Annotated in this window: 9 protein-coding genes; 4 read left to right on the plus strand and 5 right to left on the minus strand. The window is 69.7% G+C overall.

Annotated features, from left to right (window positions below):
- Positions 1-47: 47 nt before the first annotated feature.
- Positions 48-1595: a glycosyltransferase family 4 protein gene (locus AB0J87_RS45235; RefSeq protein ID WP_363977185.1), complete on the minus strand. Its 1548-nt coding sequence runs from the start codon at positions 1593-1595 to the stop codon at positions 48-50.
- Positions 1596-1771: 176 nt separating this feature from the next.
- Here AB0J87_RS45235 and wecB point away from each other — a divergent pair, with 176 nt between their 5' ends.
- Both wecB and AB0J87_RS45245 read left to right on the plus strand, forming a co-directional pair.
- Positions 1772-2902 (plus strand): UDP-N-acetylglucosamine 2-epimerase (non-hydrolyzing), encoded by a 1131-nt coding sequence (gene wecB, locus AB0J87_RS45240; RefSeq protein ID WP_363977188.1) that lies wholly within the window; start codon positions 1772-1774, stop codon positions 2900-2902.
- 54 nt (positions 2903-2956) lie between these two features.
- Positions 2957-4993: a glycosyltransferase gene (locus tag AB0J87_RS45245; protein ID WP_363977191.1), complete on the plus strand. Its 2037-nt coding sequence runs from the start codon at positions 2957-2959 to the stop codon at positions 4991-4993.
- Positions 4994-5198: 205 nt separating this feature from the next.
- Here the strand turns inward: AB0J87_RS45245 and AB0J87_RS45250 are convergent, their stop codons facing one another.
- The 4 genes from AB0J87_RS45250 to AB0J87_RS45265 form a co-directional block, all read right to left on the minus strand.
- Positions 5199-5846 (minus strand): hypothetical protein, encoded by a 648-nt coding sequence (locus AB0J87_RS45250; RefSeq protein ID WP_363977194.1) that lies wholly within the window; start codon positions 5844-5846, stop codon positions 5199-5201.
- A gap of 107 nt (positions 5847-5953) precedes the next feature.
- A complete protein-coding gene (locus AB0J87_RS45255) occupies positions 5954-7285 on the minus strand; it encodes an SPFH domain-containing protein (RefSeq protein ID WP_363977198.1) in 1332 nt (443 codons plus the stop codon).
- Positions 7286-7364: 79 nt separating this feature from the next.
- Complete coding sequence (locus AB0J87_RS45260) at positions 7365-8849, minus strand: SPFH domain-containing protein (RefSeq protein WP_363977201.1); 1485 nt, start codon at positions 8847-8849, stop codon at positions 7365-7367.
- A gap of 14 nt (positions 8850-8863) precedes the next feature.
- On the minus strand, positions 8864-9064 hold the full coding sequence (locus AB0J87_RS45265) for a hypothetical protein (RefSeq protein ID WP_350732563.1): 201 nt from the start codon (positions 9062-9064) through the stop codon (positions 8864-8866).
- 226 nt (positions 9065-9290) lie between these two features.
- Between AB0J87_RS45265 and AB0J87_RS45270 the strand changes: the two genes are divergently transcribed.
- Positions 9291-10148, plus strand: a complete 858-nt coding sequence (locus tag AB0J87_RS45270) for a PrsW family glutamic-type intramembrane protease (protein ID WP_363977204.1) — start codon at positions 9291-9293, stop codon at positions 10146-10148.
- Positions 10149-10315: 167 nt separating this feature from the next.
- Positions 10316-12457 (plus strand): nitrate- and nitrite sensing domain-containing protein, encoded by a 2142-nt coding sequence (locus AB0J87_RS45275; protein ID WP_363977207.1) that lies wholly within the window; start codon positions 10316-10318, stop codon positions 12455-12457.
- Positions 12458-12469 lie beyond the last annotated feature (12 nt).

The following is a 12469-nucleotide window of genomic DNA, read 5'->3' on the forward strand; positions in this document are numbered from 1 at the left end:
AATGCGACCGAACACGTCAGAAGTGACAGCCAACGCGAAGGTCAACATTAGGCAAGCGACCGGTATAGGGCTTGATAAGTCTCGGCAACGCGGCTCCAAGTCCGCTTCGCCGCCACTTCCGCCCGTCCCGCCTCACCCATCTCAGCGCGCCGGGCCGGGTCCTCCCGGAGCCCCGCGATGGCCTTGGCGAGCGCGGCCGGGTCGCCCGGAGGGACGAGCATCCCGGCGCCGTCCGAGCCCACGAGCTCGGACAGAGCAGGCAGATCGCTGAGTACGACGGGCTTTCCGAGCGCCATCGCCTCGACGGGTTTCAATGGCGTAACAAGTCGGCATACCCGCAGGTCCTCTCGCGGGCAGGCGAAGATGTCGATGGCGTCCTGCGCCTGCAACGCCTCGTCGGGGCCGACCCGGCCCGGCAGGATGGCGTCGCCGAGGCCCAGCTCGTCGACCAGCGCCAGGAGGTTCTCGCGCTCGGTGCCGTCGCCCACGATGAGGACCTTTACGGGGGTGCCGTCGTCACGCAGCAGCGCGGCGGCCCGCAGCAGGGTGGCGAAGCCCTCGTAGGCCACGATGCTGGACACCGAGCCGACGACGATCTCACCGGGGGCGATGCCGTACGCGTTCCTGAACGAGGCGCCGTCGTAGTGGGCGGTCAGCAGCGAGTCGTCCACGGCGTTGGGCGCCAGGTGGATCTTCTCCCGCGGCACACCACGCTCGACGATCTCCGTGGCCATGGTCTCGGCCAGCGTGACCACGGCGTCGGCCTCGCGCATGAGGAACGCCTCGCGCTCGCGCTGGAGCACCTGCCGCTCGCTGCCCACCCGGATCGGGTCGCGCGAGGCCCAGGTCTCCTCCAGGAAGCCGCGTACCTCGTAGACGAACGGCGTGCCCGTCCTGTCGCGCACCGCGTGGGCCATGGAGCCGTTGCGGTGGTCGGTGGCGGCGTGCAGGACCTGCGGCTTGAGCTCGGTGACGAGCTTGGTGACCGCGTCGGCGCCCCTGATGATGCGCCCGCGCGTCTCGAACGGCATCTCGCCGTGGCCGTCGGGCAGCAGCCGGTAGTAGGGGATGCCGTCGATCTCCTCGAACGGCGCCGCGTCCGCGTGCCCCTGCAGCATCGGCCAGCCCCAGCTGGTGACCACGTGCGGGTCGAGCCCGGCGGCTTTCTGCGAGGTGACAATGCGGTGCGTGCGCACCGTGTACCCGGCCTGCGTGTACGGCAACGCGTTCGTGACCATGTGCAGCACCCGGCCCGCGACGCGGTCGGTGATGGCCACCTTCGGCCCGGGCGGGATCGGGTCAGGGCTGATCGCGGCCAGCTCGCCCCGGTAGTAGGCGGCCCTGCGCTTGACGAACGGGTACTTGGTGTGGGCTTCGAGCACCTCGGCGGCCTCGGTCACCCTGCCGGCGTCCCACAGCTCTTTGGCCTCGTTCCACGGCCCCTTGACCACGCGCATGCCGAACTTGCGCACGATGCGCCGGGCGCGCCGGGCGACAGGCCACGCGACGCTGCCCACGACGGGACGCAGCCGGGGCGGGAGCGCGTCGGCGGCGGCCTGGGCCACCCGGACGGGGTCGGATTTGACCTTCGTCACGACGACACGGGAAACGATGATCGGGTGCTGAACGAAACCTTTGAGAAGTCCACCGACGCCGGCTCGGGCGGACTTCGCGGAAACCTTGGAGGAGTCTTGACGACTGGCGTCGGATGCCACGCGGTGACCGTACCATAGGCAACGTTTTTCCCCTTCCGCTATGAAAGGCGAGGTCAATGAGGGAGAACCCCCTGGTCCTGCACGTATTGGGCGCTCGCCCCAATTTCGTGAAAGCGGCCCCGGTGGTGCGGGCACTCGGTGAACTCGGCGTGCGGCAGGGCATCATCCACACTGGTCAGCACTATGACGCGCTGATGTCGGACGTCTTCTTCGCCGACCTCGGCCTCCCCGAGCCCGTCGCGAACCTGGGGGTCGGCTCGGGCAGCCACGCCAAGCAGACCGCGGCGCTCCTCGTCGGCCTGGAGGAGGTCGTCCAGGAGCAGGACCCCGACCTGGTCGTCGTCTACGGCGACGTGAACTCGACGCTGGCCGCGATCCTCGTCTGCTCCAAGCTGGGCATCAGGACCGCGCATGTGGAGGCGGGGCTGCGCTCGTTCGACCGGGGCATGCCGGAGGAGGTCAACCGGGTCGTCACCGACGCGCTGGCCGATGTGCTCTTCGCCACCTCCCCCGAGGCCCTGGCCTACCTGGCGAACGAGGGCGTGCCCGCGTCCAAGGTGCACCTGGTGGGCAACCCCATGATCGACAGCCTGTACTCGGCGCTGCCGTCGCTGGACCCGGCGCCCGTCGTGGAACGGCTGGCCATACCGGCTCGTTATGCCGTGGCGACCCTGCACCGGCCCGCGAACGTGGACACCCCCGAGGCCGCCAAGGAGCTGGTGGACGCGGTGCTGCAGGTCTCGCGGCAGATCCCGATCGTGGTGCCGATCCACCCGCGCGGCAAGGCGCGGCTGGCCGAGGCGGGCCTGGTGGACGGGGAGTCGGTCAAGGTCGTCGACCCGCTGGGCTATGTGGACTTTCTCTCACTCGTACGTGGCGCCGCGCTGGTGGTCACGGACTCCGGCGGCGTCCAGGAGGAGACGACCGTGCTGGGCGTCCCCTGCCTGACCGTGCGGCCCAACACCGAGCGGCCGATCACGATCACGCACGGCACGAACCGCCTGGTCACGCCGACCGTCCTGCCGGCCGCCGCGGAGAAGGCGCTGGCCGACGGGGCCGCCACGCCGGCGGGCGAGCTGCCGGTGCTCTGGGACGGCCAGGCCGGGATGCGGATCGCGCGGGTGATCTCCGCCTGGCTGAAGGGCGACAACCTCGCTCCCGCCTCTCAGGCCAAACGCCCCGTTTAGCTGCCATATCCGCCGTAACATGACGTACCTCCGCTAAGCGATAGGCGTATCACCATGGCCGAAACCCCTGAAGAGCCCACGTACCAGCGGCTCGGGCCCGTCAACTGGCTGCCCGAGGAGCGCAAGCTCGTCGAGCGATTCGAGGCCGAGGTCAGGGAGCTGCGGCGGCGGCTGGAGATCGCCGAGGCCAAGGCCGCGTACGCGAGCTGGAAGCTGGAGGCCACGCAGGCGAAGCGGACGTACAAGCTGGGCGAGGCCCTGGGCTCGAAGAGCCCGGGGAAGATCGTCGAGGCGGTCCGGTCGAAGGAGAAGGCGCCGAAGCCGCCCGTACCGGTCTCCGAGGCGACCGAGCTCGCCAACCACCGGCCGCCGCTCGTCGAGGTGCCGGCGGTGAAGTGGCCGAAGGGGCCGGTCAACCGGCCGGACCTGAAGGTCGCGGTGATCCTGGACGACTTCTCCCGGATGGCCTTCAAGTACGAGTGGGACCAGATCGAGTTCGGGCTCAAGGACTGGCCGGAGATCTTCGCCGAGAAGCGGCCCGACCTGCTGTTCTGCGAGTCGGCCTGGCACGGGAACCAGGGCCGCTGGCGCTACCAGATGACCGGCACCAACGCGCCCAAGGAGCCGCTGCGCGAGCTGGTGGCCTGGTGCAAGCGGGAGGGCATCCCGACGGTCTTCTGGAACAAGGAGGACCCGCCGAACTTCGACTTCTTCATCGACACGGCCAAGCTGTTCGACTACGTGTTCACCTGTGACGGTGACATGGTGCCGAAATATCGGGAAATTTTGGGACACGATCGGGTTGATGTGCTGCAGTTCGCGGCCCAGCCCCGCGTGCACAACCCGATCCAGCAGCGGCAGGGGCGCCTGCACGACGTGGTCTTCGCCGGGATGTACTTCCGCGACAAGCACCCCGAGCGCCGCGAGCAGATGGAGACCGTCATCGACCCGGTCAGGGAGCTGGGTCTGCACATCTTCGCGCGCAACGGCGAGGTGGACGAGAAGTACGCCTGGCCGGAGAAGTACCGGCCGCACATCGTGGGCGAGCTCCCCTACGACCAGATGCTGGCCGCGTACCGGATGTACAAGGTCTTCCTCAACGTCAACTCGGTGCTCGACTCGCCGACCATGTGCGCCCGGCGGGTCTTCGAGCTGTCCGCCTGCGCCACGCCCGTCGTGTCGGGGTGGTCACGGGCCGTCGAGGAGACCTTCGGCGACCTCGTCCCCATCGCGCGCGAGCCGGTCGAGTCGTACAACCAGGTCCTGCACCTGATCAACAGCCCCGAGCTGCGGGCCAGGATGGGGCACCTGGCGATGCGCGAGGTCTTCGACAAGCACCTGTTCTCGCACCGCGTGGACCAGATCCTCCAGGACCTCGGGCACCAGGTGCAGCCCAGGTCGCGCTCGATCTCGGTCGTGCTGCCCACCAACCGCGCCTCCCAGATCGAACATGCCATCTCCTCCGTGGCCCGCCAGATCCACCGGCCGCTCCAGCTCGTCATGGTGCTGCACGGGCTGGACATCGACCCGGTCGTGGTCGCCGACAAGGCCCGCATGGCGGGCATCACGGACGTCGTCGTCCTGCCCGCCGACGCGTCCCTGTCGCTCGGCGCCTGCATGAACCTGGGCATCTCGGCCGCCGAGGGCGACCTGATCGCCAAGATGGACGACGACAACCTGTACGGGGAGCACTACCTGTCGGACCTGGTGCGCGCGTTCGACTACTCCGACGCCGAACTGGTCGGCAAGGGGGCGCACTACGCGTACTTCGAGGGCAGCAACACGACCATGCTCCGCCTGCCGGGGCTGGAGCACCGCTACTCCTTCCTGGTCCAGGGCGGCACGTTCCTCGGCAAGGCGGACATGTTCCGCTCGTACGGCTTCGCGGACATCACCCGTGGTGAGGACACCCACCTGGTGCGGCGGCTGAAGGAGGACTCCGTCAAGATCTACTCGGCGGACCGCTTCAACTTCGTCTACTGGCGCAGCGCGGACGCGTCGATGCACACCTGGCAGGCGGACCACATCAAGCTGACCCGCAACGCCCAGTTCTCCTTCGTCGGCCGCCCGGACGACCACGTCCTCATCTAGGCCGGCGTCCCTTTGAGGAGAGCGCCGCGGAGGAGGTCCGCGGCACGCGCCCCCTGCGGACGGTGGCCGGCCCCGTTGGCCCGGCGCCCCTCCGCGACGCCCGCTCCCGACGCGCATCGGCGGGCGTCCCTTTGGGAGCGTCGGGCAGGTGGTGCGGGCGGCGCCGCCCTCCGTCCTCGAAGGACCCCGGCCGAAGTGCGGCGGGTCAGTGGGTGATCTGGGCCAGGTTCTGGTCGGCGAGGCGGGCGAGCTCGTAGAGCCCCTGCGGCTTCACCCGCTGCCCCACCACCAGCATGCTCATGATCAGCGTCCCCCGCCGGATCATGACCGACCCGATCTGCGCGTTCTTCTGACCCCCCGCCGCCGTCGTGAGGTAGGCCCGCGACTCGTCGCCCTTGGCCGGCATCGCCAGCATGCGCGTCTTGTAGGTCACCTGCGTGCCGCTCACGTCCGCGGTGTACGAGTTGCACTCCTTGGGCAGCGGCGCCGGGAAGGCCTTCCCGGGCAGCGCCACCACGGCCTGCGTGATCGAGCCGCGGTCGGCGGCGAAGGCGATCACCGCCGCCGGCGCCTGGGCGACGTCGGGAGTGTCGGCGTCGAGCTGGGCCGCGCCCGCGCACTCCGGCCGCTGCAGCTTGGCCGCGCGGACGGCCGCGAGGCCCTGCTGGGTGGACTTGAGCGAGCCGAACGCGCCCAGCTCGGGCCCGTACGCGACGTGCATGCCCTTGGGCACCGGCAGCAGGGCGGCGCGCAGCCGGGCCGTCTCGGCGGACGCCTGCGGCGCGGACGACGCGGCGGCCGCCGGCGCCGCCGACGGGGCGTTGTCGGCGGAACATCCGGCAATAGCCAGCAAACTCAGGAATATACCGGAAATGGGCTTCAGCATTCGTCCTCCAATTCGCTCCAGCGGTATTGTCAAAACGCTAGAGGAATGGAAGGCCGGACAGCCGAGTAACGTCGCTATTCGCGGGATTCAGTGGTTTTACGAGCGATTTCCGGTTCGTTGCCGTTTGGCGATCCGCCGTTGAGCAGGGCTCTGGCCAGGCCCAATCCGGCACCCCCGAGCGTGAGCGCCTTGGCGAGCATTTCCTCGACGCCCTGCGCGCCGTTCAGGACCACCATGTGTTCGACGTTTCCGAACGCCTTCGAGCCGGCCTCGACGATTTCCGGCCAGCGTTCGGCGAGTTGCTGCGCGACGACCGCCTCCTGGTTGCTCGCCAGCGCCTCCGCGCGGGCCTTGATGGCCTCCGCCTGCGCCAGACCCTTGGCCCGCGCGGCCTCGGCCTCGGCGATGCCGCGCAGCCTGGTCGCCTCCGACTCCGCCTCGCCGCGCAGCCTGATGCCCTCGGCCTCGGCCTGCGCCTCGGCGACCGCCGCGCGCCGCGCCGCCTCCGCGAGCGTGACCTGCTCGTACGCCCTGGCGTCCGCGGGCCTGCGCACCTCGCCTTCCAGCCGCTTCTCGGCGAGCAGGGCCTCGCGTTCGGCGGCGGTCGTCTGCTGGACCACGACCTCCTGGCGGGCGGTGGCCTCGGCCAGCGGGCCCGCCTGCTTGGCCGCGGCCGACGCCCGGTCGATCTCGGCCTGGTACCCGGCCTGCTGGATGCGGGCCTCGCGGACCGCGGCGGCCTTCTTGATGGCGGCCTCCTGCTCGGCGGCGTTGGCCTCCTGGTCGCGGTGTGCCTCGGCGATCCTGGCCAGCGAGGCCACGGCGGCCGCGTGCGGGCGGCCGAGGTTGGAGATGTAGCCGGTGGCGTCGTCGATCTCCTGGATCTGCAGGGAGTCCACGTTCAGGCCGAGCTTGCTCATCTCGTCGGCCGACGACGTGCGGATCTCGTTGGTGAGCGCGTCCCGGTTGACGATCAGGTCCTCGACCGTGAGGTTGCCGATGATCGAGCGCAGGTGGCCCGAGAAGAGCTGGTGCGTCTTCTCGTCCACGGTCTTCTGCTGGTCGAGGAAGCGGCGGGCGGCGTTGGCGATGGAGACGAAGTCGTCGCCCACCTTGTAGATCACCACGCCGCGCACGTGCACCGGGATGCCCTGCTTGGTGACGCACTTGACCTCGAGCTGGGAGACGCGGCTGTCGAGCGACATGCGGCGCGCGGTCTGGAACCCCGGGACGACCAGCGCGCCCTTGCCCGTGACGATCTTGAAGCCGAGCGTCTCCCGGCCGCGGGCGCCCAGGCCCGAGATGAGGATCGCCTCGTTCGGCTCCGCGACCCGCCAGACCAGCTTGAACGCCACGACGCAGATGAACGCGATGAGGGCGATGATGCCTGCGAGCATTAAGTCCATGACCTGCTCCCGGGAGGACGTCGTCGTATAAGTTGCCGACCAGACTTCCCGGCTCGCCCCAATTAGAAGGTACGCCCGATCAAGGCGCTTTACTAGATATTTCCGGCTCCGTCCCATTGGGAGTCCCATTGGGAGCGGCGCCGTTAAGTAGGGCCCTGGCCAGGCCGATTCCGGCGCCGCCGAGCGTGAGGGCCTTGGCCAGCAGTTCCTCGACGCCCTGGGCGCCGTTCAGCACCACCATGTGGTCCACGTTCCCGAACGCCTTCGCGCCCGCCTCCACGACCTCCGGCCAGCGCTCGGCGAGCTGCTGGGCGATGACCGCCTCCTGGTTCTCCTTCAGCGCCTCGGCACGGGCCCTGATCGCCTGCGCCTCCGCCAGGCCCTTGGCCTCCGACGCCTCGGCCTCGGCCAGGCCCAGCGCCTTGGCGGCCTCGGCCTGGGCCAGACCGCGGGCCCGGGCTGCCTGGGCCTCGGCCTCACCGGCGATCTTCGTGGCGGCGCCGGAGGCCTCGCCGCGCAGCCGTACGGACTCGGCGTCCGCCGCGGCGGCCAGCTTGACCTGGGAGGCCTGCGCGGCGGCGCGCAGCTCGGTCTCCCTGGCCTCGGCCTCCGCCTGCGCGATGCGGGCGTCACGCTCGGCCTGGGAGAGCGTGACGGTCTCGTACGCCTTGGCGTCGGCGGGCTTGCGCACCTGCGACTGCAGCCGCTGCTCGGCGAGCTTGGCCTCCAGCTCGGCGGCCCTCGTCTCCTGGACCACCACCTCCTGGCGGGCGGTCGCCTCCGACAGCGGGCCGGCCTGGCGGGCGGTGGCCTGGGCCTGGTCGATCTCGGCCTGGTAGGAGGCCTCCTTGATGCGGGAGTCGCGGCGGGCGGCGGCCATGTTGGCGGCGGCGATCTGCTCGGCCTCGGTGGCCTCCTGGTCGCGCTGGGCCTGGGCGATGCGGGCGGTGGAGGCGACCTTGGCGGCGTGCGGCTTGCCGAGGTTGACGATGTAACCGGTCTCGTCGTCGATCTCCTGGATCTGCAGGGAGTCGACGATCAGGCCCAGCTTGCTCATCTCGTCGGCGGCCGAGGCCCTGGTCTCGCTGGTCAGGCGCTCGCGGTTGAGTATGAGGTCCTCGATGGTGAGGTTGCCGATGATCGAGCGCAGGTGGCCGGTGAACAGCTCGTGGATGGCGCTCGTCATGAAGTCCTGCTGGTCGAGGAAGCGGCGGGCGGCGTTGGCGATGGAGGACAGGTCGTCGCCGACCTTGTAGATGACCACGCCGCGGATGTGCACGGGGATGCCCTGCTGGGTTACGCAGGAGACCTGGAGGTTGGCGGCCCTGGTGTCCAGCCGCAGCCGCCTGGCCGCCTGGAACCCGGGCAGCACCGCCGCACCCTTGCCTGTGATGATCTTGAAGCCCAGGCTGTCCACGCCCTCGCCGCGACGGCGGGCGCCCAGCCCGGAGATGATCAGGGCCTCGTTGGGTTCCGCGACCCGCCACACGGCCTTGAACAGCAGGATGATGATGACTGCGGCGGCGACGATGCCGCCGGCGGCGATGTAGAACTCGGGGGACATCGGAGCGGCCTCCCTTAGACGAGCGCCCTGACCACGTAGACGGTCCGCGGGGGGAAGTACTCGACCACGACCACGATGGATCCGGTCAGGAACTCCTCGTCGGGCACGCTGGGATGTGCGTAGAACGCCTCCACGCCGCCCCTGACCGGGATCATGACCTCGCCGACGAGCCCTGGGCCGATCTTTCCCGTGACCCTGCCCTGCTTGCCGACCACCTGACTCCCCCCGCTCGCGATATTCCGGACGCTACTCCAAACGAGCATGCGCGGTAATAGGCCGCACGAAAGATTCCGGCGGGCCCGGATACTCGGACATTCGGGACGATCGACCCCTGAGACGACGATTGACGCCTGAGGAACGGGGTATGCGCGGTTCGACGGTTTGGGCTCGGCCTGGCGGCGCCGTCACGGCAGCCCTCCGCGCTGTGGAGGTGAAGGCGCTGTGAAGCTGTGGCCGCGGGTCTTCCTGATCGGGTTCGTCTTGTGGCTGGCCAGCGTCGCGGTCACCGCCTGGACGGCCAACTCCAACCTCGTGCCGACCGTGGTGCTGTTCGGCAGCTTCCTGGTGCCCGTGACGTTCGTGGTCTGGGCGTACGGCCGCGACCGCTCGCCGCAGGTGACGGTCGAGCTGCTGTTCGTGGCCTTCGTGGTGGGCGGCGTGCTGGGCGTGCTCGGCGCCTCCCTCCTCGAGAGCCTGCTGATCCGCCCATCGATCGTCATGTACATCCTCGTCGGCCTCATCGAGGAGGGCGTGAAGCTCGGCGCGCTGATGTTCGTCACCAGGAGGATGGCCCGGCGTTCCGCCCGGGACGGCATCGTGCTCGGCGCCACCGTCGGCTTCGGCTTCGCCGCGTTCGAGAGCGCCGGGTACGCCTTCAACGCCCTCTTCACCGCCGACGGCCTGTCGCTGTCCCAGCTCGTCGAGACCGAGGTGCTGCGCGGCATCCTGTCGCCCGTCGGGCACGGCCTGTGGACGGCCATCGCGGGCGGCGTGCTGTTCGCGGCGCGCGGCCGGATCACCGGCTCCGTCGTCCTGGCCTACCTCGGTGTCTCGCTGCTGCACGCCCTCTGGGACTCCATGACCGCCATCGCGATCGCGATCACGCTCGTGCTGACCGGCCAGCCGTGGCAGTGGGAGCTCCTGCGTATCGGCCGGGTCCCGAACGTGACCGCGTGGCAGGTGCACGTGTACACCATGGTCAACTGGGCCGGGCTCATCGCGATCTCCCTGGTAGCGCTGCTGTGGCTGCGGACGATCGCCGCCAGGGCACGTCGCGATCGCGAGATCTTGTCCCAATAATCACGGTAATGAACGTGTTCCTCCCACTGCGCCGGAACCATAAACGGTGCTAGTCTCCTATGCGATCTTCCGGAGGTGTATTTACACAAGGTGTGGAAATGCCCCCGACTCGAGGTTGGGACATGGGCTCGCGAAACCGGTCAATTCGGTTCAAGATCTTCTTATTGTTGCTGCTACCCCTTCTGTCTCTGAGCGCGCTCTGGGGTTTCGTCCTCAACCTCACCATGGGCGACGCCCAGTCACTGCTCCGCGCGAACACGCTCTATCGGACTATCGGCGTCACCTCCACGGACCTGGGACTACAGCTGCAGGCCGAGCGGGTGCGCTCCGCCGAGACGCTCACTACGCGTAAGCTCACCTCGGTGCTCAGCGCCCAGCGCGCCCGCACCGACCGGTCCGTCACCGACTTCAAGCTGGCCGTCATGGAGGCCGGCGGCTCGGTAGGCGACGACCTGCGACTGCCGCTCGGCACCCTCGAATCCGCCCTCGGCCGCCTCGCGGCGATCAGGGCCGACATCGACGGCGGCCTCGGCTCCCGGCTGGCCGGGCTGAACGAGTACAACCGCATCCTCGACGGGATCTTCACCCTCTACGACCACCTGGTCTCCGTCTCCGACCTGACGATCTTCCAGCAGGCGTCCTCGCTGCAGGCCATGGGCATGGCCAGGGAGTACATCGCCAGGGAGCACGCGCTCATCATCGGGGCGCTGGCCGACCGCCGGCTCACCGCGCCCGAGGTCTCCGCCTTCACCGAGTACGCGGCCTCCAGGAAGTTCCTCCACGCGCGCGGCCTGGCCGGGCTCGACGTGACGCTGCGCCGGCCGTACGAGCAGGTCTTCGCCACCGAGCCGTTCCAGACCTTCGCCACCACGGAGGCGCGGATCATCAAGACCGGCAGCCCGCCCCCCACCGCCGAGGCGTGGACCGAGGCCGTCGACAAGCTCACCTCGCGGCTCGACCAGCTCGGCTCCTCCTCCGCCGGCGTGCTGGCCACGCGCACGTCCGAGGCCGCGACCTCCACCATCGTCAAGATCTCCGTCGCCGGCGGCGTGGGCTTGATCGCCGTGCTCGCGTCGATCATCATCTCTGTACGCTTCGGTCGCCGCCTGGCCGGCGAGCTGGCCGGGCTGCGTACCGCCGCGATCGAGCTGTCGCAGAGCCGGCTGCCCGACATCGTCGAGCGGCTGCGCAGGGGCGAGGACGTCGACGTGCGGAAGGAGGCCAAGGCGATCAAGGTGCACGGTTCCGCCGAGATCAGCGACGTCGCCAGTGCCTTCGGCTCCGTGCAGCGCACCGCCGTGACGGCGGCGGTCGGCCAGGCCGCGATGCGGCGCGGGGTCGGCCAGGTCTTCCTCAACCTCGCCCGGCGCAAGCAGGGCCTGCTGCACCGGCAGCTGTCGCTGCTGGACGCCATGCAGCGCCGTACGCACGACCCCGACCGGCTCGAGGAGCTCTTCCGCCTCGACCACCTGACCACCCGCATGCGCCGGCACGCGGAGAGCCTGATGATCCTCTCCGGGTCCGCGCCGGGACGGGCCTGGCGCAAGCCGGTGCCCGTGATCGACATCGTCCGCGCGGCCATCGCCGAGATCGAGGACTACACCAGGGTCACCGTCGAGGGCATGCCGGTCGCCGCGGTCGACGGCACCGCCGCCGCCGACCTCACCCACCTGGTGGCCGAGCTGGTCGAGAACGCCACCATCTACTCGCCGCCGGACACCACGGTCCAGGTGCGCGGCGACCTGGTGAGCAACGGATACGTCATCGAGGTGGAGGACCGCGGGCTCGGGCTGTCGGTCGCCGAGTATTCGGCGTTCAACACGCGGATGGCCGCGCCGCCGGAGTTCGACCTGGCCGACAGCGACAGGCTGGGCCTGTTCGTGGTGGCCAAGCTGGCGCAACAGTACGGGATCAAGGTGCTGCTGCGGCGGTCGCCCTTCGGCGGGACGACGGCCATCGTGCTCGTGCCGCGTTCGATGGTGACCGAGCAGGCGGCGCTGGAGGCGGGCGACATCGACGGCAAGGCCGATCTGCCGAGCCGTACGCGGAAGAAGGCGCTCGCCGTGGTGACCTCCGGCACGCACGCGGGACTGCCCAGACGCGTGCGCCAGACCAACCTGGCGCCGCAGCTCAAGGAGAGCCCGCCGCTCGGGCAGGAGCGGGCTCCCGAGCAGGAGCCGCGTGGCCAGGAGCCGCGTGGCCAGGAGCCGCCGCCCGAACGCTCTCCTGACGAGGTAAGGGACTTGTTCTCCGCGTTCCAGCGGGGGACCCAACGCGCCCGAGAAGAAGCCTCTGAGGAGGGGCCATGAGTAAGGGGGATG

It is taken from the genome of Nonomuraea sp. NPDC049625 (assembly GCF_040675285.1).
In the GTDB taxonomy this organism is placed as follows: Bacteria; Actinomycetota; Actinomycetes; order Streptosporangiales; family Streptosporangiaceae; genus Nonomuraea; species Nonomuraea angiospora_A.

Excerpts from the sequence above, each read along its gene's own strand:
- wecB (WP_363977188.1), top strand. The coding sequence starts at position 1,772 with ATGAGGGAGAACCCCCTGGTCCTGCACGTATTGGGCGCTCGCCCCAAT.
- AB0J87_RS45245 (WP_363977191.1), top strand. The coding sequence starts at position 2,957 with ATGGCCGAAACCCCTGAAGAGCCCACGTACCAGCGGCTCGGGCCCGTC.
- AB0J87_RS45255 (WP_363977198.1), bottom strand. The coding sequence starts at position 7,285 with ATGGACTTAATGCTCGCAGGCATCATCGCCCTCATCGCGTTCATCTGC.
- AB0J87_RS45260 (WP_363977201.1), bottom strand. The coding sequence starts at position 8,849 with ATGTCCCCCGAGTTCTACATCGCCGCCGGCGGCATCGTCGCCGCCGCA.